This is a genomic window from Kribbella sp. NPDC005582 (assembly GCF_040605415.1).
Lineage (GTDB): Bacteria > Actinomycetota > Actinomycetes > Propionibacteriales > Kribbellaceae > Kribbella.
Genome location: NZ_JBEXCU010000001.1, coordinates 1,106,113 through 1,126,196, shown reverse-complemented (window position 1 = coordinate 1,126,196; position 20,084 = coordinate 1,106,113). Strand labels below are relative to the sequence as shown.

Below are 20,084 nucleotides of genomic sequence, written 5' to 3'. Positions count from 1 at the left end.
TCAGCACCCCTCACAATGCCCTGAAGCGGAACCCGCGAGGCATTTACCCGGCACTCTCCACGCATTCGATCCGGCCGTCCTCGAGCACCCGGAACACCACGTCCGACGGATGATCCCGGCGCATCGCCGCGTCCACGCCGAGCCCGGCCAACCGCCGTACCAGCAAGCGGCCGACCATCTCGTGCGACACGATCAGCGCACCACGCACCTCGATGTTCGCCAGCACCTTGGCGATCCGTGCGTCGGCGTCCGCGTAGCTCTCGCCACCGGGAAACCGGTAGGTGTACTTCGATCTCGCCCGCGCGGCTCGCTCATCCGGCCAGCGAGCGTCGATCTCTACCGAAGTCAGCCCCGACCAAGCACCGTGGTCGAGCTCCGCGAGGTCCGGCAGCACTTGGACGGCGAGTCCGAGGGCGTCGCCGATGATGCGCGCGGTTCGCTGAGCGCGACCGAGAGGGCTGCTGTAGATCGACTCGACGTGCTCGTGCCGAAGCGACTCGGCATTGCGCTGGGCTTGCTGGATCCCGAGCGCGGTCAGCGGTGAGTCCAGCCGTCCTTGGCGGCGGCCGGCGAGGTTCCACTCGGTCTGCCCGTGCCGAGCCAGATAGGTCGGCACTAGTACGACGAGGCGTCGGCGGGGGGCTTGAGCCAGTCGTCGATGTCGGTGAGGAGCGACTTCTGTACGTCGGGCGGTGCGGTCGCGGCCAGGATGGAGGAACGCGCCAGATCAGCCAGCTCCTCGTCCGTGAAGGCGTGCACGGTGCGAGCCGTCTCGTACTGCTCAGCCAGCCGGGAACCGAACAGGAGCGGGTCGTCAGCGCCCAGTGCGATCCGGGCACCAGCCTCGTACAGGCGGCGGAGCGGGACGTCCTCGGCGTGCCTGTAGACGCCCAGCGAGACGTTGGACGCCGGACAGACCTCCAGCGCCACCTGAGCGTCCACCACGCGCTTGAGCAGCTCCGGGTCCTCGACGGAGCGGACGCCGTGACCGATGCGGCCGGCGCCGAGCTCGTCGAGGCAGGTCCGCACAGTTCCCGCACCGCAGAGCTCACCTCCGTGCGGCGCTGCGAGCAGACCGGCGTTGCGGGCGATCCGGAAGGCCGGTGCGAACTCCGACGTCGTACCGCGGCGTTCGTCGTTGGACAGGCCGAAGCCGACCACACCACGGCCGACGTACTGCGCGGCGAGCCTGGCGAGGATGCGGGCATCCAGAGGATGCCGGGTGCGGTTGGCGGCGATGATCACCTGAACCGCGATACCGGTGGACTCCGCTGCGTCGCGAGCCGCGTCCAGTACCAGGTCGGTGAACTCGGTGATGCCGTGGAAGCGGTTCGCATACCCCGAAGGGTCGACCTGGATCTCCAGCCACCGGGAGCCGTCCGCGCGATCGTCCTCGGCCGCCTCCCGGACCAGACGCCGTACGTCGTCCTCCGTGCGCAGCACCGAGCGGGCGATGTCGTAGAGCCGCTGGAAGCGGAACCAGCCCCGCTCGTCGGCCGCGGACAGATCCGGCGGCCACTCGGTGCGCAGCGCGTCAGGCAGCCGGACCCCGTGTTTGTCCGCCAGCTCGACCAGCGTCAGATGCCGCATCGAGCCGGAGAAGTGAAGATGCAGATGCGCCTTCGGCAGCACCCGCAGGTCACGCTGCGTCATTACCGAAGGTTACAGAGTCCCTACCCGACCGGTGAAATCCAGGCGGGCAGGCACCCGGGCGAATCAGCTCAGCAGCTTGGTGATCCGGCCGATGCCCTCGGCCAGGTCCTCGTCGCTCAGCGCGTACGACAGCCGCAGATAGCCCGGCGCACCGAAAGCCTCACCCGGTACGACGGCCACCTCCGCCTCGTCCAGGATGATCTCGGCCAGCTCCGCGGACGTTGTCGGCGTACGGCCGTTGATGTCCTTGCCGAGCAGGCCCTTCACCGACGGGTACGCGTAGAACGCACCGGTCGGCGTCGGGCACTCGACACCGGGGATCTGGTTCAGCAGCTGCACCATGGTCCGGCGGCGCCGGTCGAAGGCGACCTTCATCTCCTCGACGGCGCTCAGATCGTTCGTCAGGGCGGCGATCGCGGCCCGCTGAGCGATGTTGCCGACGTTCGAGGTCTGGTGCGACTGGAGGTTGGTGGCGGCCTTGATGACGTCCTTCGGACCGATCATCCAGCCGACCCGCCAGCCGGTCATCGCGTAGGTCTTCGCCACACCGTTCAGTACGACGGTCCGGTCCGCCAGCTCTGGTACGACGACCGGGATCGACGTCGACTCGACGCCGTCGTACGTCAGGTGCTCGTAGATCTCGTCGGTGATCACCCAGATGTCGTGCTCGAGCGCCCAGCGGCCGATCGCCTCGATCGACTCGCGGCTGTCGACCGCACCGGTCGGGTTGGAGGGCGAGCAGAACAGCAGCGCCTTGGTCTTCTCGGTCCGAGCGGCCTCCAGCTGCTCGACGGTGACCAGGTAGTTCTGCGACTCGTCGGCGAGCACCTCGACCGGCACACCGCCGGCCAGCAGGATCGCCTCCGGGTACGTCGTCCAGTACGGCGCCGGCAGCAGCACCTCGTCACCGGGATCGAGCAGCGTCGCGAACGTGTTGTAGACCGCGTGCTTGCCGCCGTTGGTGACCAGGACCTGCGCGGCCTCGATCTCGTACCCCGAGTCGCGCTTGGTCTTCTCGACGATCGCCTGCTTCAGCTCCGGCAGCCCGCCGGCCGGACTGTAGCGGTGGTTCTTCGGATCCCGGGCGGCCTCGACCGCCGCCTCGACGATGTAGTCCGGCGTCGGGAAGTCCGGCTCACCGGCGCCGAAGCCGATCACCGGCCGGCCGGCCGCCTTGAGCGCCTTGGCCTTGCTGTCCACCGCCAGGGTTGCCGATTCACTGATGGCGCCGATCCGCGCCGAGATCCTGGAACTCATACCGCCATCCTGGCACTCGCCGCGGCGGGGCCCGGAAGAAATATCGCGACCCGGACCGGTGTGATCCGGGGAACACGCAGGGGGTGCGGTCCGTTGTGTCCCCGTGCAGGCTGTATGGTTCTGGTCGCGGTACGGCGCCCGGTTCGGGGGCTGTGCGGGTCAGGAGCAGGCAGGACGACGCCGACAGGCCGAGTTCGACCAGGTGGCTCCGAACCCGTACACTCTTCTAGTCCGGGCGTTGATGGCCCTGACTCGGCATGCCCGAGTTCAGGTCCTGTGCGGCGTCCGGATGGATTGCAGAGGGCACTAGCTCAACTGGCAGAGCATCGGTCTCCAAAACCGAAGGTTGGGGGTTCAAGTCCCTCGTGCCCTGCACATCCTGACCGGCGCAGGGCCGGTCAGGCCGCCGCTAGCGAAAGAGGTAGGTCGTGACGGAGACGCGCACCCCGGCACCGTCCGGCGCCGGTAAGCCTGCGGAAGGCAAGCAAGGCAGAGGCCTGCTGCGTTTCTACCGCCAGGTGGTCGCCGAGCTCCGCAAGGTCGTCTGGCCCACCCGCAAGCAGCTGTCCACCTACTTCGTGGTGGTGCTGACCTTCGTGGTGTTCGTCATCGCGATCGTCTCGGTCCTCGACCTCGCCTTCGGCTGGGCAGTACTCAAGATCTTCGGCTGAGGCCGACACCGCCCACGCAAGGCCGGGGCGCCGGGCCACCGCCCGTCCCCGACGCCAGATCCAGAACCGATCCACAGATGACGGAGTACGACGTGTCAGAGCGCGACGACGAGGTCCTTGAGCTCGAGGACGAGTTCGACGTATCCGACTCCGACGACGACCTCGATCTCGACTTCGACGAGACCACGACCGTCGAGGACGACGACGACCTGTTCGCCGACGATGACGACGACCCGTTCGCCGGTCTCGACGACGAGGACACCGACGACGAGACCGACGAGGCCGCCGTCGAGGTGCCGGAGTACTCCGCCGACGACGAGGCCGAGGACGGCCCCGCCGAGACCGACGACTCCGACGACGAGCCGGTCGTGGTGGTCCCCGCCGCGGACGAGGCCGAGCAGGCCGAGGTCGTGACCCAGGACGACGTCGATGACGCCGCCGAGGAGCTGGCCGGCGAGACCGCGGCCGACGACAGCACCGAGGCCGAGCCGACCGTCGACGCGGTGGTCTTCTCCAGCGCGGACGACGACGCCGACGAGGACGCCCTGGCGGTCGCCGCCGCGGCGGTCGACGAGGACGAGGAGCCCGCGGAGCCGGGCGACCCGCTCGAGGAGCTGCGCAGCCGGCTGCGGTCGCAGATCGGCGACTGGTACGTCGTGCACACGTATTCAGGGATGGAGAACCGGGTCAAGGGCAACCTCGAGAACCGGATCAACTCCCTGAACATGGAGGACTTCATCTTCGAGATCGTCGTGCCGACCGAAGAGGTCGCCGAGATCAAGAACGGTCAGCGCAAGATGGTCAAGCGCACCGTCCTCCCCGGTTATGTCCTGGTCCGGATGGATCTGACCGACGAGTCCTGGTCGACGGTGCGGCACACGCCCTCTGTCACCGGTTTCGTCGGCAACAGCCAGAAGCCGGTCCCGCTCAGCCTCGAAGAGGTCGAGAAAATGCTCGCTCCGGCCGTCGTCGCGGCGGCCGAAGCGGCGGCAGCCGAAGCCGGCTCCGCACCCGCCAAGACGGCGGCCAAGAAGAAGGTCGAGGTGGCCGACTTCGGGGTCGGCGACTCGGTCATGGTGGTGGACGGGCCGTTCGCGACCCTGCACGCCACGATCACGGAGATCAATGCCGACGCACAGCGGATCAAGGCGCTGGTGGAGATCTTCGGCCGGGAGACCCCGGTGGAACTCAGCTTCAACCAGATCCAGAAAGTCTAAGGACCCGACAGAATGCCTCCCAAGAAGAAGATCGCTGCCCTGGTCAAGGTGCAGCTCCAGGCCGGCGCAGCGACGCCCGCCCCGCCGGTCGGTACGGCGCTCGGCCCGCACGGTGTCAACATCATGGAGTTCTGCAAGGCGTACAACGCCCAGACGGAATCCATGCGTGGCAACGTGGTCCCGGTCGAGATCACCATCTACGAAGACCGTTCCTTCACCTTCGTCACGAAGACGCCGCCGGCGCCCGAGATGATCAAGAAGGCCGCCGGTCTGCAGAAGGGCTCGCCGGTCCCGCACAAGGACAAGGTCGGCAAGATCACCAAGGACCAGGTCCGCGAGATCGCCACCACCAAGATGCCGGACCTGAACGCCCGGGACATCGACGCCGCGATGAAGATCATCGAGGGCACCGCTCGTTCCATGGGTGTGACCGTCGAGGCCTGAACGCCCCGGCAGCACCCGTAGCACCAAGTAGTTGTGGCAGGGCGTAGCGCCGCCCGAAGACCACATCCCAGAGAGGAAACAAGCAATGGCACTGCGCAGCAAGGCTTACCGCGCAATCGCGGACAAGATCGACTTCGATCACCTGTACACCCCGCTCGAGGCGATCCGGCTGGCCAAGGAGGCCGCCGGCTCCAAGAAGTTCAACTCGACCGTGGATGTCGCGATGCGCCTCGGGGTCGACCCCCGCAAGGCCGACCAGATGGTGCGCGGCACCGTCAACCTCCCGCACGGTACCGGCAAGACGGCACGGGTCCTCGTCTTCGCCACCGGTGACAAGGCGGAGGCCGCGAAGGCCGCCGGCGCCGACTTCGTCGGCGACGACGACCTGATCAAGAAGGTGACCGAGGGCTGGCTCGACTTCGACGCCGTCGTCGCCACCCCGGACCTGATGGGCAAGGTCGGCCGCCTCGGCCGCGTCCTCGGCCCGCGTGGTCTGATGCCGAACCCGAAGACCGGCACGGTCACCCCGGACGTCACCAAGGCCGTCACGGACATCAAGGGCGGCAAGATCGAGTTCCGGGTCGACCGGCACGCGAACCTGCACTTCATCATCGGCAAGGCGTCGTTCGACGAGGCCCAGCTGGTGGAGAACTACAGCGCGGCGCTCGAGGAGATCCTGCGACTGAAGCCGGCCAGCTCCAAGGGCCGCTACATCCGCAAGGCGGTGTTCTCGACGACCATGGGCCCCGGTGTCCCGGTCGACCCGAGCGCCACCCGCAACCTCCTCGAGGAGAACGCGGACGCCTGATCCACAGGCAGCAAGAACACTCAAGGCCCCGGGTTCTCCCGGGGCCTTGCTGTTTCCCGGCTAGCGGGTGTGGGGGACGACCAGGTCGGGGGTCAGGGCGTCGGGGCGGGGGACGCCTACTAGTTGGAGGGTGTGCTCCAGCTCTTCGGCGAGTTCGGTGAGCAGACGGGTGACCCCGAGTTGACCCTCGACGGCCAGGGCCCAGAGGGCCGGGCGGCCGACGAAGACTGCTTTGGCGCCCAAGGCGAGGGCGGCGAGGATGTGTTCACCGCGGCGGATACCACCGTCGACGTACAGCTCGGTGGTGGTTCCGGCCAGCGCCTCGGCGACCTCGGGGAGGGCCTGGGCGGTGGAGATCGAACCGTCGAGCTGGCGACCACCGTGGTTGGAGACGATGATGCCGGCCGCACCCGCGTCGGAGATGCGCTTGGCGTCGTCGCCGCGCAGCACGCCCTTCACGACGACCGGGAGTCCGGTGCGCTCGGTGAGCCAGCCGATCACGTCAGGCGTGAGGTTGTCGGCCTTGTCGAGGTCCTCGTCGGTCCAGTCACCTTCGGGCACGTTGATCCGCAGCTGACCTGGCTGTACGTACGACCAGACCACCGGACCGTCGTCCTCCTTGCGACCGACCACTGGCGTGTCGACGGTGAGCACGATCGCCTTGGCGCCACCGGCGACGGCAGCGTCCAGCATCTGCTCGGTGATGCTGCGGTTCCGCACGATATAGATCTGCAGCCACCACGGCGCCCCGGTCGCACCGAGATCGGCGAACCGCGTCCCGGCGTTGCTGGAGACGCCGAGCAACGAACCAGCCTCCCGTACGCCGTTCGCCATCGCGAGCTCGCCGTCCGGATCAGCGAGGCGCTGCAGAGTCGATGGCGCGACGAGCACCGGCGATGCGACCGGCGTACCGAGCACCGTCGTACCGAGCTCGATCGTCGACACGTCCTGCAGCACCCGCGGCCGGAACCGGTACGACGACCAGGCGGCGACCGCCTCTCCGACGCTGATCCCCCCGGCCGAACCCTGCCGGTAGTAACGATGCACGGCCTCCGGCAACTTCTCGGCGGCCGCCCCCTCCAACGCATCAATCCATCGCATGCGGCCCATCGTCGCACCCGGCCTGCTGGAGCGACACCCGCATTTTGATCGCCGATCGAGGGGCGTACGACGAGTTCAGCCGTCGCGGCCCTGCCAGGTGGTCACACAGGCTTCGTTCCCTTCGAGGTCGGCGAGCACCCAGAACGCGGGGGCCCGAGTCGCGGAGACGAGCCGGCCGCCTGCCGCCAGGGCTGCCTCGACGCGTTGCGGTGCCTCGTCGTGCGGAACCGAGATGTCGAAGTGGATTCGATTGCGCTGCGGACGTGGTTCCTGCATCTGCTGGAACCAGATGGCCGGTCCCTGCCCGACCGGGTCGACGAGCGGGTCCTCTGATCCTTCGGAGCCAGCCTCGTCGGTATAACCCAGCACCGCCTTCCAGAACGGCCGAATCCCGGCGATGTCCATCGCATCGATCGCGATCTCCAGCATTTGGACGGAGCGCGGTGCTTCCGGTCCGATCTCGGGCTCCGTCACCAGCCCAGCTCTGTCCGCCGCGCCAGAGATCTGATGCGCGAGCTCGGCATCCCGAGTCGTCGTCGCTGCGTGCTGCACCGATTGCAGCGTGAAGACGACGCGATCAGGGCGGGCATCTATTCGAAGGTGCTGATCGGCGTCGTCGCCGCACGCCGCGACAGCGTCTGCTGCCAAGCCGATCGCCTGATCCAATGATCCGACCACGACCGACGTCCGGAACGTGCCCAGGATGTAGCGCCACCCAGATTCCTGGACTGCCGCGGAGGCTTCCGGTCGACCTAGTACCTGTTCCATGGCGGCATCCTTTCAGCGCCTACGGACAGTTCGGCTTGTTTAGCGCAGGCTGAGACGAATCAGCGCGGTGACGACGATGCCGCCGCCGACGGCCAGCAACATCGGCACCCTGGCCAGGCACAAGCCACCGGCGGTGCCGACACCGACCAGTTTCGTCCACTCGAGATCCTGCCAATGCTCACCGCCGAGCTCGGTGACGATCAGGCCCGCCAGCAGAACCGGGGCGGTGAGAGCTGTCAGCCTCAGCACCGGAGGTGGCAGCTTCCGGGCGCCGATGACCAGGGGAGCGCTCGCCTTCAGTAGCCAGTTGATGACGGTCACTACGGCTACGGACAACCAGAGCTTCATGCTTGTTCTCCTTCCTTCTCGGGGAGAAGGCCGAGCAGTGCCGCCGCGATCGCGCCCAGCAACGCGTAGCTCGGAGTGGTGACGAAGAGCAGCGCGGCAGCGACCGAGGCGCCGAGAAGTCCGGCTACCAGGGCGCGCCTCGATCGGCGCAGCTCGTCGAGCGCCAGGATCAGGAAGAAGGCCGGAAAGGCCACGTCGAGTCCCAGGCGCTGCATCAGGTCAGGGGACGGCGCCGTCAGTGCGCCGACCGCGGTGCCGGCGGCCCAGAGCACCCATTGCGGAACACTCGCGCCCACGAGCCGGACGATGTCGTAGCCACCTTTGGTGCTGTGGGCAACAACAAAGGACGCGTCGCAGAGGGCCTGCACCTGGAGTGCCCGGGAGAGCCTGCCGCCGCGCAGGCTGTCGTTGAGCGCCAAGCTCATCATCAGATAGCGAGCGTTGATCAGAACCGCCGACGTCACCGCGACGACCGCCGATCCGCCGGTCAGCGAGGTCAGCAACGCGAACTGCGCCGACCCCGACCAGGCGAACATCGAGAACAGCACGGGCAGCCCGAACCCCCAGTCGCGCGCGACCGCCTCGGCGCCGAAGCTCAACGCCAGCACGAACGCGGCAGCACCGGGGCCGAGGCCCAGCCGCATCCCGTCGAGGAACTCCTCCCGCCGATCCTGCAGCACGGTCAACGCTGCGCGGCCCTTCATACTTGCCGCCCGGCGCGAACCCGCTCGTAGTGCCGTTTGGCTCTGGCGCGATTCCCGCAGTCGCCCGAGCTGCACCACCGTCGGGATCCGTTCTTGCTGCGGTCGAGGAACAGCCATCCGCAGCCACCGTCCTGGCACTCCCGCAGCTTGCTCAAGTCCTCTCGCTCCAGCAGGCGACCGGCTACGAGCACGAGCTCGTCCACGAGGTCGGCCCCTGTCCAGTCCAGCGGCCGCGGACCCGCAGGTGTCGCTCGTCGGACGGCATCGGCCAGCAAGACCTGCAACTCCCGCAGATCGCCGGTGCCGTCCCCGCGAGCGATGGGTAGCACAACGTCGTAGACGGTCGTGCGCACAGCAGCTACTTGCTCGAGCTCGCTGTCTGCGCTGAGGCCTACTGCCGCACACCACGTCGCCAGCGCCTCGGGGGTAGCGATCCGGTCGACGGTACGAGACGGCTCCAGCCGCCAGGAGATCGTGTTCAGCAGGTCGAGAGCAACGTGACCGCCGATCAGTTCCGGTTGGTAGAGCATCGGTATCACCTCTCTCTAACAACCTAAAGCTGTTTGACCTGTTAGGCAAGTCGACGAGGAGGTAGACTGACGGCATGACGCAGTACGGGCGGCGATTTCTTCGCCCCGGCCGGCGCAACGGTGCCGACGGGGTGAGCTGCTGCTGCGCTCTCTCCTGAGGTGACCGTGGCCGACCGGGGTGTGAAGACCCCCGTCGAACCGTCACCTCCTGGAGATACTTATGTCCGTCCTCACTCGCGAGGAACTGCACTCTGCCCTGTCCCTGCGCGATCTCACTGATCCGGCTCAGGGCCCACATGCTGTCCAGCTGATCGTCGATTCGATCCGGACCGCACTGGCCGACGCGTGGCCCTATACGGAGATCTGGACCCGGCGCGACCATCCCGTGGTCAGCCTGGCCGACAACTATGACAACCTCGGGTACGCCGCCGGCGCGGTGACCCGCGAGGCCCGCTACACCCGCTATGCCTCGGAGACCGAGGTCCTGCGCAGTCACACCTCGGCGATGATCCCGCCCGCGCTGCGTGAACTGGCCGGCTCCGATGCGTCCGACGTCCTGATGATCTGTGCGGGCATCTGCTACCGCCGGGACTCTGTCGACTGGCAGCACACCGGAACACCACATCAGCTCGACCTGTGGCGGATCAGTCGCACCGTCACACTCGGCGAGCCCGAGTTGGAAGCCATGATCGCCAAGCTGGTTGAGACTGTGCTGCCGGGGCAGACCTATCGAACCGTGCCCGCCGTGCATCCCTACACGATCCATGGACGGCAGATCGACGTCCTGCTGGGCGACCAGTGGATCGAGATCGGTGAGTGCGGGGTGGCCGCGCCGGACGTCCTGCGCAAGGCCGGTCTGGACGGCAGCTGGACCGGTCTGGCGATGGGCCCCGGGCTGGACCGGCTCCTGATGCTGCGCAAGGGCATCCAGGACATCCGGCTGCTCAGATCCGCGGATCCGCGGGTCGCCGGTCAAATGCTCGACCTGTTGCCCTACCGGCCGGTCTCGACGATGCCTCCGGTCCGCCGGGACCTGTCGGTCGTGGTGAGTGCGGAGGCGGACGTGTCGCCGGAGGTTCTCGGCGACAAGGTGCGCGATGCGCTCGGCCCGAACGCGGATGCTGCGGAGTCGCTCGATGTCCTCGGAGAGACGACTTATGACGACCTGCCACCGGCGGCTCGCGCGCGGTTGCAGCTCACTCCCGGACAACGCAACCTCCTGGTCAGGCTGGTCCTTCGACCAGTCGACCGCACCCTCACTGACGCCGAAGCCAACGCCCTGCGCGACCAGGTCTACCGAGCTCTCCATGAAGGCCCCGTCCTCGAGTTGATCGGCCAGGGCGTCTAACGCCGCAGCTCGCGAGCAGCGACCACCCAGGCGCACACGGCCAACGGAATCTCCAGGAGGAGAGCCTCGGCCAGGGCGAGGGTGAGATCGAAGCCGGCTCCTGCTGTGCTGACGTCGAACCAGGCGTCGGTCAGCAGGAGGGTGCCGGCGGCCATCGCGGTCAGGACGGCGGACTTGTTGCGCGTGTGCAGCAGGTACGCCGTCAGGCCGGCGGCGATCGCGGTCAGCACGTCGAGGCCGATCCAGGTGAGCTTCCAGTGGTTGGCCTGATAGGTGCTCGGCAGCGTTGCCGCGAGGATCAGGCACCACGGCAACAACACGGCAGCGACGCCCGCGGCGACCAGGGCGGCCAGACCACCGGGGGAGCGGCGCGGGCGGATCCGGCCGTCCAGGCGGCCTTCGGCGATGTAGTCGTCGAGCGCCTCGGCGACCCGGTCGTCGATCGCGTCGCCGAGTTGCACGGTCAGCGGCCGGCCGACAGGCGGGGAGAGCGGAGGCTGCGGGAATGTCGTCGTCATGGCTTCGAGCATTCCGTCGCGGGCCCCTCCCGCACATTGAGGCAAACCCACGAACCGGAGGTGGGGTTAACCCGAACTCGGTTCGGGGGATGTCCTCATATCGGTGCCCTCGGCAGCCACGTAGGTTTGAGCCCGACCGAACGAACCAGCACAGCAGCACAGACACGGGAGGTGGTTCGGGTGACGACGATCGCGAGTCCGGTTCCCCGGCGCCCGTGGCAGCTGTGGCGCTCCGCGTACTTGTGGCTGGCAACGATTCATCTGCTCGGTGATTCAGTGGTCGTGCTGACCTCCGGGCTGCTGGCCCTGGCATCGATCTGTGTGGCGGTGCTCGCCTGGCCGCTGGCCTTCGTCGGGGTGCCGTTGACCACCGCCGCGACCCGGGCGGTCTACGCGTTGGCAGCATGGGAGCGGGCCCGGGCACGGCTCACCCGGGGTCAGGAGGTGCTGCCACTCCATCCGCCGGAGCCCTCCGGCAGCCGGAGCGTCGACGCCCGGCGGGCGATCACCGATCCGAACTTGTGGCGACAGTTTCTCTACTACGTCTTGTTGTTGCCGGCAGCAACCACCTGGCTGCTGCTGATCGTGATCGCCTGGTCGATCCCGCCGGTGCTGATCGGCCTGCCGTTCTACTTCGCGGACTTCGCCGCGGGACGCGCCCAGCTGGGACCGTTCGTGATCGACACCGGTAACAAGGCCATGGTGGCAGCGGTCCTCGGCGCGGTCTTCCTGGTCTTCCTCTCGCCGGTGCTGATGCGGACCGCGTCCGCGCTGGACGGGCATCTCGCCCGGATCTATCTCGGTGGAGACGAGACCGGGGCGCTGACCGAGCGGGTCAGTCGGCTGGTCACCAGCCGGCAGCAGGTGGTCGACTCGGCTGAGGCCGAGCGGCGGCGGATGGAGCGCGATCTGCACGACGGTGCGCAGCAGCGACTGGTCTCGCTGGCGATGACACTGGGCCGCGCGAAGAACCGGTTGGGCGACCGGGATCCGGCCGTGCGTTCGCTGATCGAGGAGGCGCACTCCGAGGCCCTGCAGGCGATCGCGGAGATCCGGGATCTCACTCGCGGCCTGCATCCACCGGTGCTGACCGACCGCGGGCTCGACGCCGCGATCTCCGCGGTCGCCGCGCGGTCTCCAGTTCCGGTCCGCGTGAGTGTCGACGTGGACCCGCGGCCGTCGCTGACCATCGAGTCCATCGCCTACTTCGTCGTCACCGAGGCCCTGACCAACATCGCCAAACACGCCGATGCGGCTCAGGCCGAGGTCCGGATCACCAGGACCGGCAACCTGCTGCGGGTCGAGGTGACCGACGACGGCCGGGGTGGCGCGCATCCCGACGGCGGCACCGGTTTGCAGGGGTTGTCCGACCGGGTGGCCGGGGTCGACGGCCGGCTCAGTCTCAGCAGTCCACCGGGCGGTCCGACCGTCCTCGTCGCGGAGGTGCCGTGCGAATGACCAGCCTGCGAGTCGTGATCGCGGAGGATTCCGTGCTGCTCCGCGAGGGCATCGTGCGGCTGCTGGAAGAGCAGGACTGCACGGTCGTCGCGGCGGTCGGCGACGGTGACGAGCTGCTCAAAGCAGTAGCTGAGCACCGGCCGGATGTCTGCGTGGTGGATGTGCGGATGCCGCCGACCTTCACCGACGAGGGACTGCGAGCCGCGCTCGTGCTCCGCGAGCAGTATCCGGAGACCGGCGTCCTCGTCCTCTCGCAGTACGTCGAGGAGCGGTATGCGAGCGAGCTGATCGGCAGCAACCCGGGCGGGGTCGGGTACCTGCTGAAGGATCGAGTGGCCGACGTGGACCAGTTCCTCGACGGACTGCGTCGCGTGGCCGACGGCGGTGCGGCGCTGGACCCGGAGGTGATCTCGCAGTTGCTGGTGCGGTCCGGCAAAGCCGATCCACTCGCCGCGCTGAGCCCACGTGAGCAGGAGGTCCTGCGGGCGATGGCAGAAGGCAAGTCGAACGGCGGCATCGCGCAGGCCCTCGTGGTCGGCGAAGGCGCCGTCGAGAAGCACATCAGCAGCATCTTCCAGAAGCTGCGGCTGTCGTCGACCGACGGGGAGCACCGGCGGGTGCTGGCCGTGCTGCGGTTTCTGGACAGCTGATGGCCCTCACTGGAGCGCAGCGGCGGATGCTGCTGATCGGCGTCGTGCCATTGGTGCTGCTGGTGGTCGCTGGTGCGGCGGTCACGGTGGCGACGATCCGTGGCAAGTTGCCCTTCAACTACTCGTCCACGTTCGCGGCCGGGCCGCAGGGGGTTCGGATCTTCTCGGACCTTCCGACCAGTGTGATCGGTGGGTCCGGCGATCGAGTGCGCGTCATGGTCGACGGCACGTATGCGGCGCAGCAACCGAAGGTCGAGGTCCAGACCGTCGATGGCGTGCTGGATGTCAGGACGACCTGCCCGGAAGCCCGGTGCGCGGTCGACCTCACCGTCGAGGTCCCAGCCAACGCCGTCGTGCAGGCCAAGGCCGAGGGAACCTCGCTCAGTCTCTCGGGACTCGCGGCGAACGTTCAGGTCGACGCGAGCCAGGGGTCGGTGTCGATGAACCGGATGCGCAGTCAGCAGGTGTCGGTCGATGCCCGCTCGGGCTCGCTGTCGATGCAGTTCGAAGATCCGCCGGCGCAGGTGACAGCCACCGCCAGCGATGGTTCGATCTCGGTGCGGGTGCCGGGGACGACGACGTACAGCATTGACGCGGTCGCGGCGCGAGGCTCCACGGAGATCCGTCCGATCAACGACCCGGACTCGACCCATCGCCTCTTCTTGCGGACCAGCTATGGCAGCATCGACGTCAGCTGATCGCGGCCACGAAGGTCTTGGCCTTCGCCGTGATCGCCTGCCAATCGGCCGCCGCTACGTCGGCGGGGGAGACCACGTCGGTGCCCGCGCTGACGGCCAGCGCTCCGGCGTCCAGGTAGTCCCGGGCGTTGCCCGCGTTGATGCCGCCCGACGGGATCAGTGCAACGCCGGGGAACGGGCCGTTGAGATCCTTGAAGTACTTCGGCCCGAGTTGGTGCGCGGGGAAGATCTTGACCGCAGCCGAGCCCAGCGCGAGCGCAGTCATCACCTCGGACGGTGTGAAGGCGCCGAGCACCACCGGTACGCCGGCCGCCCGCGCCGCCTCCGCGATCGCCGCGGCCTCCGGACCCTGGCCCGGCGTCACCAAGAACTGTGCGCCCGCATCGATCGCCTGCTGCGCCTGTGCGCCGGTTTGCACAGTTCCGGCACCGACCACCGCGCCGGTCTCACCGGCTGTCGAGGCTGCCCGCTCCAGGTGCCGGGGCAGGTCCGGCGTCGTGTAGGTCAGCTCCACGACATGGATGCCGCCGGACACCAAGGCAGCGCAGAGATCCCGGGCATCGGCGATCTCCGGTGCTCTCACGACAGTGAGCACGCGGTCGGCGCGCAGCAGATCCAGGGTGGTCATAGCGAGGTCCTCTCAGACATCAGTAGCCGATCCAGAGTCAGTACGGCGGATGGCCCGGCCGGGCAGCGCATCGGTTCGGTGGCCGTCGTCGATGACGGGAACACCGTTGACGAAGACATACGGGATGCCCTCGGCCTGCTGACGGGGGTTGTCGAAGGTGGCGGTGTCCCGGACGGCCTCGGGATCGAAAAGCACCAGGTCGGCGTGGTAGCCCTCGCGGACCAGTCCGCGGTCGGTGAGACGCAGACGGCGGGCCGGTCGGCCGGTGAGGTGATGGACGCAGTCGGCCAGCTCGAGGACCCCGAGCTCCCGGACGTAGCGGCCCAGGTAGCGGGGGAAGGTGCCCCACGAGCGCGGGTGCGGTTTGCCACCGACCAAGATCGCGTCGGAGCCGCCGGTGTGGCTGGAGTGCTGCATGATCGTGCGCACGTTCTCCTCGTGACCGACGTGCTGCAAGATCGAGGTGCCGAGGTCGTCCGCGAGCAGCAGGTCGAAGAAGACATCGGCGGCAGGCGTGCCGCGGGTGGCGGCCAGTTCGGCGACCGTCCGGCCGACGGCGTCAGCGAGGGCGGGGTTCCGGACGCCGCCGATCTCGATGGTGTTCCACTCGATCACGCACCCATGGCACCCATCGGAGCCGACCTGCTCCATCTCGTGCGCGATGCGGGATCGCGTGGTCGGGTCGCGCAGCCGGTCCAGCTGGGCATCCGCGCCGCCCTCCGCTGTCCAGCTCGGCAGGATCGCCGCCAGAGTTGTTGCCCCCGGCAAGTAGGGATAGGTGTCGGTGGTGACGTCGAGACCGTCGCCGAGTGCCTTGTCGATCATGGCGACCAGATCGGCGCCACGGCCCTGGTTCGGGCCGAAGTTCATCACCGCGTGCGTCAGGTGCAGTGCGCAGCCCGAGCGGTGGGCGACCTCCACCATCTCGCCGTAGGCGTCGAGGGCGCCCCGTCCGTAGGAGCGTTGGTGTGGCGAGTAGTAGCCGCCGTACTGGGCGACGACGCGGCACAGCTCGACGAGTTCGTCAGTCGTCGCGAACATGCCTGGGGTGTAGGTGAGGCCGCTGCTCATCCCGACCGCGCCGTCGCGCAGTGCGTGGGTGAGCAACTCGATCATCCGGGCCAGTTCGGCCGGGGTGGCCGGGCGGTTCTCGGTGCCGACCACCATCATCCGCAGCGTGCCTTGTGGGACCAGGTAGGCCGCGTTGCAGGCGATCCCCTGGTCGAGCCGGTCGAGATAGCCGGCAACCGTGGACCAGGAGAAGTCGAAGTCGTCGGGTTCACCGTTCCAGCCGGCGATCTGGCGACGGATCGCGGCCCTGGTCGGGTCGTCGATCGGCGCGAACGACAGACCGTCCTGACCGAGGACCTCCAGCGTGACGCCCTGACTGACCTTCGCGGTGTGGTCCGGCGTCGCCAGGATCTGCAGATCGGAGTGCGCGTGCATGTCGATGAAGCCGGGCGAGAGCACCAGTCCGGTGGCGTCGATCGTCCGCCGGGCGGCCGGCAGATCGTTGCTAACAGCCACGATCCGGCCGCCCTCGACGGCGACGTCGGCAGCGAATCCCGGGGCGCCGGTGCCGTCCAGGACAGTCGCCCCGGTGATCAGCAGCTCAGCCACGGTTCCGTCCGCTCTCGGTCGAACAACCCGGGATGTTGGGGAGGGCAGCCATCAGAAATAGGTCCGGATCAGGTCGACGACAACGGGGTCGGCGGCATTCGGGTCATCGATGACCGGAATCAGCCCCCACTTGTCGAAGGCCGTGCACGGGTGCGAGAGGCCGACCCGCAGTTCGTCGCCGATCACCACCGGTTCCTCGCCGAAGCGCAGGTAGCCGTGCTGGTCGTTCAGCTTGGTCACCGTCATCCCGGTCGCCGGAAGCACCGGTTCGCCGTCCGAGCGCGGCCGGATCAGCTGTGGCTCCGGCATGTCCTGGTCCACCGGGAAGTCCCGTCGGCCGGCGTCGAAGATCGCCAGCCCGGGCTCGGGTTGCGAGGTGATCCGCATCCATCCGTGCATCGCCGCGACCAGCTGCTCGCCGTCGGTGCGCGGCGACTGGCCCAGCGGGGACACCCGCCGGTACAAACCGTCGTCGTGCGACACATAGGCGCCGGAGCGCAGGACGACCCGTGCGTCGTCGAGCGGTCCCAGTACCTCGGCCACCAGCTCGAAGTACTCACTGCCACCGGCGGTGACGATCGGCGTGACATCCTCGTCGTACAGCTTGCCCAGTCGCGCGTGCAGCTCGGCCATGTCCCGCAAGAACGCTCGTACGGCGCTCAGTCCGGCCTCCTCGACGCCACTGCCGACGGCACCTTCGTAGCCCGCCACTCCGACCAGCCGCAACGTCGACGCTTCGGTCACGGCAGAGGCGACAGCCTCGGCGGTCTCCAGGTCCCGGGCGCCGGTCCGACCGCCGGGAGCACCGAGCTCAACCAGTACGTCGAGCGGTCGCGCATCCGGACCGACGTGCGCGGACCGCGCGGCCTCCATGATCTCGACCGTGCGGACGGAATCGGCCCACACCATCACCTCGAACTCCGGGTCGCGTGCCAGTTCGTCCGCGACCCAGCGCAGCTGCAGCGGAGAGACGACCGAGTTCGCGATCAGCACCCGGCGGATCCCGAACTGGCGGGCGATGGCGAGGTGGAAGACGTTCGCGAGCGTGATCGCCCAGGCACCCGCGTCCAGCTGCTGGGCCCACAGCGTGGGGGCCATCGTGGTCTTGCCGTGCGGCGCGAGCTCGACTCCGTGGTGCGCACACCAGCGGGCGAGCGTGTCGATGTTGTGCCGCACTCCCGGCGCGGACAGCGTCATCAACGGCGTCGGCAGCTGAGACAGGCGCGGGCGCTCGGCGACGACCTCGGCGATGGTTCGGCCCCAGAAGGCAGGCGGCAGCACGCGGTCGCGGCGGCTCACTCGCTCGTCGGCGAGCGCGGCGATGGCGGCAGCATCGTAAGCAGGCATCGAGGTCCTCTGGGTCTAGTTGCAGAATACGCAACGTTCATTGCACATTCTGACCTGACGGTTGTAGCATCGCGCTCGAAGTTGCGTCAACGACCGCTGTTTCACACCCATCCCATCACCCCGGACCCAGGAGCGCAGATGCCCGACTCGCGCACCGAGACGGAGCCGGCCGGCGACCAAGTCCCGCCCAGCGCGGTCGTATGCCTCGGCGAGGCGATGATCATGCTCGCGGGCGCCGCCGGACCGCTTGAGGATGTCGAGACGTTTCGCCGGTCGGTGGGTGGCGCGGAGTGCAATGTGGCGGGCGGTCTGGCTGGTCTGGGCGTGCCGACCAGTTGGATGTCGCGACTGGGGGACGACGGCTTCGGTCGGCAGGTGCTGCGCGACCTGCGCGGGCGTGGAGTCGAGGTCGGCGGCGTGGAGATCGACCCGACGCGGCCGACTGCGCTCTACGTCAAAGAGTCGATCGACGGTCGCTCACGCATGCACTACTACCGCACCGGTTCGGCAGCTTCGGCGATGAGCCCAGCCTTCCTGCAGCGGCGGGAGGTGTCCGACAGGCTCGCCAATGCCCGGATCGTGCACACGACCGGCATCACGGCGGCGCTGTCCGATGACACCGCGCGGATGCTCGACGAACTCCGCGGAGACTTCGTTCTCAGCGTCGACCTGAACTGGCGGCCGGTGTTGTGGCGCGACAAGGATCCGGAGCCACTCTGGCGGTTGCTGCGGGCAGCCGACATCGTGCTGATCGGCGCTGACGAGGCGCTGGTGTTTGCGGGCGCCAATGACCCCGCTGAGCTGCACAAACTGCTCGGCGGCGACTGCACGCTGGTCGTGAAGAACGATGCGCACACCGCGGTGGCGCTGGAGCCGGACGGTCGCCGTACCGAGGTTCCGGCGCTGACTGTCCAGGTGGTCGAGCCGGTGGGGGCAGGCGACGCGTTCGCGGCCGGCTTCCTGGCTGGGACGCTGCAGGAGCTGCCGATGAAGCAGCGACTGCGACTCGGTCATCTGAATGCCGCAGCCGTGCTCGCCGTACCGGAGGATCACGCGGCGCCGTTGGACAGTGCACTCAAGGAATTGCTCGAGGTTGCCGACGACGAGTGGGCGGCGGCGAAGCTATGAGCCAGAGCCTCGCAAGAGCGCTGCAGATCCTTGCCAGCCTGGGCGAGGGGGAGCGGTCGCTGGATCAGCTCGCTGCTGAGCTGGGCGTTCACAAGACCACGGTGCTTCGGCTGCTGCGAACCATGGAGGCGGACCGCTTCGTACGGCGGGATGAGGCGCACCGCTATCGGTTGGGATCCCGCCTGTTCGCGCTGGCGGATGCGGCTCGCGAGCAACACGTCGTACGGGAAGTGGCAGCGCCGCATCTGCGACAGCTGAACCAGAAGACCGGCCAGACCGTGCATCTCGCGGCATGGGAAAACGGCGAGGTCATCTACATCGACAAGCTCGACAGTGTGCGCACTGTCCGCATGTACTCGCAGGTCGGCGTACCGGCTGCGCTGCACTGCACAGCGGTCGGCAAGGTCCTGCTGGCGGCGCAGCCGAAGCGGCAGCGGGAGGCGGTGCTGGCGTCGCTGGACTACCACGTGTTCACGCCGCAGACGATCACCGAGCCGGATTCCTTGAGAGACGAGCTGGAACTCGTCCGGACCCGCGGCTGGGCGCAGGACAAGGCCGAACACGAGTCCTTCATCAACTGCATCGGTGCGCCGGTCAAGGACCAGGCGGGCCGCATCATCGGCGCCGTGTCGGTCTCCGTGCCGGATGTGCTGCTGAACTACGAGCAGGTGCTCGAGCTCCTGCCCGAGCTGCTCGCCACTACCCAGGCGATCAGCGCCGACTACAACTGAGAGGTGTCCGACCTGATGTCCGACAAGACCGCCGTCTCCACCACTGACGCACCCGCACCGATGCCGGTGTTCTCGCAGGGCGTCCGCAAGGGCAACATCCTGCAGGTCTCCGGGCAGGGCTCGGTCGATCCGGCGACCGGCGAGTTCGTGTTCGTCGGCGATGTGAAGGCCCAGACCACTCGGGTCCTGCAGAACATCGAGGCGATCCTCAAGGCCGGCGGCGGCAGCCTGGACGACGTCGTGATGCTGCGCGTCTACCTGACCACCCGCGACGACTTCGGCGCCATGAACGAGGCGTACGCCGAGTTCGTCTCCGCGCGGACACCGAGCGGGGTCCTGCCGTCGCGCACCACCGTCTTCACCGGCCTGCCGCTGCCGGACATGCTCGTCGAGATCGACGCGCTGGCCGTCCTGAGCTGAATCCCCGCAGGATCATATCCCGCAATGCGGGATATGA

At 68.2% G+C, this 20,084-nt stretch carries 23 protein-coding genes and 1 tRNA gene; 12 read left to right on the top strand and 12 right to left on the bottom strand.

Annotation, left to right across the window (positions count from 1 at the left end):
* Positions 1-43: 43 nt before the first annotated feature.
* From ABZS29_RS05610 to ABZS29_RS05600, 3 genes are all read right to left on the bottom strand, one after another.
* Positions 44-616: a histidine phosphatase family protein gene (locus ABZS29_RS05610; RefSeq protein ID WP_355458855.1), complete on the bottom strand. Its 573-nt coding sequence runs from the start codon at positions 614-616 to the stop codon at positions 44-46.
* Positions 616-1,653, bottom strand: coding sequence for an adenosine deaminase (locus ABZS29_RS05605; protein ID WP_355458854.1), 1,038 nt, complete (start codon positions 1,651-1,653; stop codon positions 616-618). Before ABZS29_RS05605 ends, ABZS29_RS05610 begins: the two co-directional genes overlap by 1 nt.
* A gap of 63 nt (positions 1,654-1,716) precedes the next feature.
* The gene (locus ABZS29_RS05600; RefSeq protein ID WP_355458853.1) at positions 1,717-2,910 is read right to left on the bottom strand and encodes a pyridoxal phosphate-dependent aminotransferase; all 1,194 of its coding nucleotides are present in this window, start codon (positions 2,908-2,910) and stop codon (positions 1,717-1,719) included.
* A 300-nt stretch (positions 2,911-3,210) separates the two neighbouring features.
* Here ABZS29_RS05600 and ABZS29_RS05595 point away from each other — a divergent pair.
* The 5 genes from ABZS29_RS05595 to rplA all read left to right on the top strand — a co-directional run bounded on the left by ABZS29_RS05595 (position 3,211) and on the right by rplA (position 6,050).
* Positions 3,211-3,283, top strand: a tRNA-Trp gene (locus ABZS29_RS05595).
* 55 nt (positions 3,284-3,338) lie between these two features.
* Positions 3,339-3,581, top strand: coding sequence for a preprotein translocase subunit SecE (secE, locus tag ABZS29_RS05590; protein WP_132175403.1), 243 nt, complete (start codon positions 3,339-3,341; stop codon positions 3,579-3,581).
* A 503-nt stretch (positions 3,582-4,084) separates the two neighbouring features.
* Positions 4,085-4,798, top strand: coding sequence for a transcription termination/antitermination protein NusG (gene nusG, locus ABZS29_RS05585; RefSeq protein ID WP_355460829.1), 714 nt, complete (start codon positions 4,085-4,087; stop codon positions 4,796-4,798).
* Positions 4,799-4,810: 12 nt separating this feature from the next.
* A complete protein-coding gene (gene rplK, locus ABZS29_RS05580) occupies positions 4,811-5,242 on the top strand; it encodes a 50S ribosomal protein L11 (RefSeq protein ID WP_355458851.1) in 432 nt (143 codons plus the stop codon).
* 85 nt (positions 5,243-5,327) lie between these two features.
* Entirely contained in the window at positions 5,328-6,050 is a 723-nt protein-coding gene (gene rplA / locus ABZS29_RS05575) for a 50S ribosomal protein L1 (RefSeq protein WP_355458850.1), read from the top strand.
* Between the two features lie 60 nt (positions 6,051-6,110).
* Here rplA and ABZS29_RS05570 read toward each other — a convergent pair whose 3' ends face one another.
* The 5 genes from ABZS29_RS05570 to ABZS29_RS05550 all read right to left on the bottom strand — a co-directional run bounded on the left by ABZS29_RS05570 (position 6,111) and on the right by ABZS29_RS05550 (position 9,501).
* Complete coding sequence (locus tag ABZS29_RS05570) at positions 6,111-7,151, bottom strand: alpha-hydroxy acid oxidase (RefSeq protein WP_355458848.1); 1,041 nt, start codon at positions 7,149-7,151, stop codon at positions 6,111-6,113.
* A 75-nt stretch (positions 7,152-7,226) separates the two neighbouring features.
* Positions 7,227-7,919 carry a VOC family protein gene (locus ABZS29_RS05565; protein ID WP_355458846.1) on the bottom strand — a complete coding sequence of 231 codons (693 nt, stop codon included), beginning with the start codon at positions 7,917-7,919 and terminating at the stop codon, positions 7,227-7,229.
* 39 nt (positions 7,920-7,958) lie between these two features.
* Positions 7,959-8,267, bottom strand: a complete 309-nt coding sequence (locus ABZS29_RS05560; RefSeq protein WP_355458845.1) for an AzlD domain-containing protein — start codon at positions 8,265-8,267, stop codon at positions 7,959-7,961.
* Positions 8,264-8,971 carry an AzlC family ABC transporter permease gene (locus tag ABZS29_RS05555; RefSeq protein WP_355458843.1) on the bottom strand — a complete coding sequence of 236 codons (708 nt, stop codon included), beginning with the start codon at positions 8,969-8,971 and terminating at the stop codon, positions 8,264-8,266. The genes ABZS29_RS05560 and ABZS29_RS05555 overlap by 4 nt, the downstream gene beginning before the upstream one ends.
* Positions 8,968-9,501, bottom strand: coding sequence for a CGNR zinc finger domain-containing protein (locus ABZS29_RS05550; protein ID WP_355458842.1), 534 nt, complete (start codon positions 9,499-9,501; stop codon positions 8,968-8,970). The genes ABZS29_RS05555 and ABZS29_RS05550 overlap by 4 nt, the downstream gene beginning before the upstream one ends.
* 220 nt (positions 9,502-9,721) lie before the next feature.
* Here ABZS29_RS05550 and ABZS29_RS05545 point away from each other — a divergent pair, with 220 nt between their 5' ends.
* Positions 9,722-10,849, top strand: coding sequence for a hypothetical protein (locus tag ABZS29_RS05545; protein ID WP_355458840.1), 1,128 nt, complete (start codon positions 9,722-9,724; stop codon positions 10,847-10,849).
* Here ABZS29_RS05545 and ABZS29_RS05540 read toward each other — a convergent pair.
* Complete coding sequence (locus ABZS29_RS05540) at positions 10,846-11,367, bottom strand: hypothetical protein (protein ID WP_355458838.1); 522 nt, start codon at positions 11,365-11,367, stop codon at positions 10,846-10,848. The two genes, ABZS29_RS05545 and ABZS29_RS05540, sit on opposite strands and share 4 nt — an antisense overlap.
* A gap of 180 nt (positions 11,368-11,547) precedes the next feature.
* Between ABZS29_RS05540 and ABZS29_RS05535 the strand changes: the two genes are divergently transcribed.
* Genes ABZS29_RS05535 through ABZS29_RS05525 form a run of 3 tightly spaced genes read left to right on the top strand, consistent with a single transcriptional unit; the run spans position 11,548 to position 14,173 of the window.
* A complete protein-coding gene (locus ABZS29_RS05535; protein WP_355458836.1) occupies positions 11,548-12,825 on the top strand; it encodes a sensor histidine kinase in 1,278 nt (425 codons plus the stop codon).
* A 5-nt stretch (positions 12,826-12,830) separates the two neighbouring features.
* Positions 12,831-13,475 (top strand): response regulator transcription factor, encoded by a 645-nt coding sequence (locus ABZS29_RS05530; protein WP_355460827.1) that lies wholly within the window; start codon positions 12,831-12,833, stop codon positions 13,473-13,475.
* Positions 13,475-14,173 carry a DUF4097 family beta strand repeat-containing protein gene (locus ABZS29_RS05525; protein ID WP_355458834.1) on the top strand — a complete coding sequence of 233 codons (699 nt, stop codon included), beginning with the start codon at positions 13,475-13,477 and terminating at the stop codon, positions 14,171-14,173. The genes ABZS29_RS05530 and ABZS29_RS05525 overlap by 1 nt, the downstream gene beginning before the upstream one ends.
* On the opposite strand, the gene ABZS29_RS05520 is transcribed toward ABZS29_RS05525, so the two are convergent.
* The 3 genes from ABZS29_RS05520 to ABZS29_RS05510 are packed head-to-tail and all read right to left on the bottom strand — an operon-like array spanning position 14,166 to position 17,768.
* A complete protein-coding gene (locus tag ABZS29_RS05520) occupies positions 14,166-14,801 on the bottom strand; it encodes a bifunctional 4-hydroxy-2-oxoglutarate aldolase/2-dehydro-3-deoxy-phosphogluconate aldolase (protein WP_355458832.1) in 636 nt (211 codons plus the stop codon). The genes ABZS29_RS05525 and ABZS29_RS05520 overlap by 8 nt on opposite strands.
* Before the next feature lie 12 nt (positions 14,802-14,813).
* The gene (locus ABZS29_RS05515) at positions 14,814-16,421 is read right to left on the bottom strand and encodes a D-aminoacylase (protein ID WP_355458830.1); all 1,608 of its coding nucleotides are present in this window, start codon (positions 16,419-16,421) and stop codon (positions 14,814-14,816) included.
* A gap of 51 nt (positions 16,422-16,472) precedes the next feature.
* Positions 16,473-17,768, bottom strand: coding sequence for an amino acid deaminase (locus ABZS29_RS05510; RefSeq protein WP_355458829.1), 1,296 nt, complete (start codon positions 17,766-17,768; stop codon positions 16,473-16,475).
* A gap of 138 nt (positions 17,769-17,906) precedes the next feature.
* Here ABZS29_RS05510 and ABZS29_RS05505 point away from each other — a divergent pair, with 138 nt between their 5' ends.
* Genes ABZS29_RS05505 through ABZS29_RS05495 form a run of 3 tightly spaced genes read left to right on the top strand, consistent with a single transcriptional unit; the run spans position 17,907 to position 20,047 of the window.
* Positions 17,907-18,896, top strand: a complete 990-nt coding sequence (locus ABZS29_RS05505) for a sugar kinase (protein WP_355458827.1) — start codon at positions 17,907-17,909, stop codon at positions 18,894-18,896.
* Positions 18,893-19,627 carry an IclR family transcriptional regulator gene (locus ABZS29_RS05500; RefSeq protein ID WP_355458825.1) on the top strand — a complete coding sequence of 245 codons (735 nt, stop codon included), beginning with the start codon at positions 18,893-18,895 and terminating at the stop codon, positions 19,625-19,627. The genes ABZS29_RS05505 and ABZS29_RS05500 overlap by 4 nt, the downstream gene beginning before the upstream one ends.
* Positions 19,628-19,630: 3 nt before the next feature.
* On the top strand, positions 19,631-20,047 hold the full coding sequence (locus ABZS29_RS05495; RefSeq protein ID WP_355458823.1) for a RidA family protein: 417 nt from the start codon (positions 19,631-19,633) through the stop codon (positions 20,045-20,047).
* The last annotated feature ends 37 nt before the right edge of the window (positions 20,048-20,084 follow it).

What these genes read in the sequence shown, in the direction of transcription:
- ABZS29_RS05600 (WP_355458853.1), bottom strand. Translation starts at nt 2,910, where the DNA reads ATGAGTTCCAGGATCTCGGCGCGGATCGGCGCCATCAGTGAATCGGCA.
- ABZS29_RS05550 (WP_355458842.1), bottom strand. Translation starts at nt 9,501, where the DNA reads ATGCTCTACCAACCGGAACTGATCGGCGGTCACGTTGCTCTCGACCTG.
- ABZS29_RS05505 (WP_355458827.1), top strand. Translation starts at nt 17,907, where the DNA reads ATGCCCGACTCGCGCACCGAGACGGAGCCGGCCGGCGACCAAGTCCCG.
- ABZS29_RS05525 (WP_355458834.1), top strand. Translation starts at nt 13,475, where the DNA reads ATGGCCCTCACTGGAGCGCAGCGGCGGATGCTGCTGATCGGCGTCGTG.
- rplK (WP_355458851.1), top strand. Translation starts at nt 4,811, where the DNA reads ATGCCTCCCAAGAAGAAGATCGCTGCCCTGGTCAAGGTGCAGCTCCAG.
- ABZS29_RS05545 (WP_355458840.1), top strand. Translation starts at nt 9,722, where the DNA reads ATGTCCGTCCTCACTCGCGAGGAACTGCACTCTGCCCTGTCCCTGCGC.
- ABZS29_RS05520 (WP_355458832.1), bottom strand. Translation starts at nt 14,801, where the DNA reads ATGACCACCCTGGATCTGCTGCGCGCCGACCGCGTGCTCACTGTCGTG.
- ABZS29_RS05560 (WP_355458845.1), bottom strand. Translation starts at nt 8,267, where the DNA reads ATGAAGCTCTGGTTGTCCGTAGCCGTAGTGACCGTCATCAACTGGCTA.
- ABZS29_RS05500 (WP_355458825.1), top strand. Translation starts at nt 18,893, where the DNA reads ATGAGCCAGAGCCTCGCAAGAGCGCTGCAGATCCTTGCCAGCCTGGGC.
- ABZS29_RS05540 (WP_355458838.1), bottom strand. Translation starts at nt 11,367, where the DNA reads ATGACGACGACATTCCCGCAGCCTCCGCTCTCCCCGCCTGTCGGCCGG.
- rplA (WP_355458850.1), top strand. Translation starts at nt 5,328, where the DNA reads ATGGCACTGCGCAGCAAGGCTTACCGCGCAATCGCGGACAAGATCGAC.
- ABZS29_RS05605 (WP_355458854.1), bottom strand. Translation starts at nt 1,653, where the DNA reads ATGACGCAGCGTGACCTGCGGGTGCTGCCGAAGGCGCATCTGCATCTT.
- ABZS29_RS05555 (WP_355458843.1), bottom strand. Translation starts at nt 8,971, where the DNA reads ATGAAGGGCCGCGCAGCGTTGACCGTGCTGCAGGATCGGCGGGAGGAG.
- ABZS29_RS05510 (WP_355458829.1), bottom strand. Translation starts at nt 17,768, where the DNA reads ATGCCTGCTTACGATGCTGCCGCCATCGCCGCGCTCGCCGACGAGCGA.
- ABZS29_RS05570 (WP_355458848.1), bottom strand. Translation starts at nt 7,151, where the DNA reads ATGCGATGGATTGATGCGTTGGAGGGGGCGGCCGCCGAGAAGTTGCCG.
- ABZS29_RS05565 (WP_355458846.1), bottom strand. Translation starts at nt 7,919, where the DNA reads ATGGAACAGGTACTAGGTCGACCGGAAGCCTCCGCGGCAGTCCAGGAA.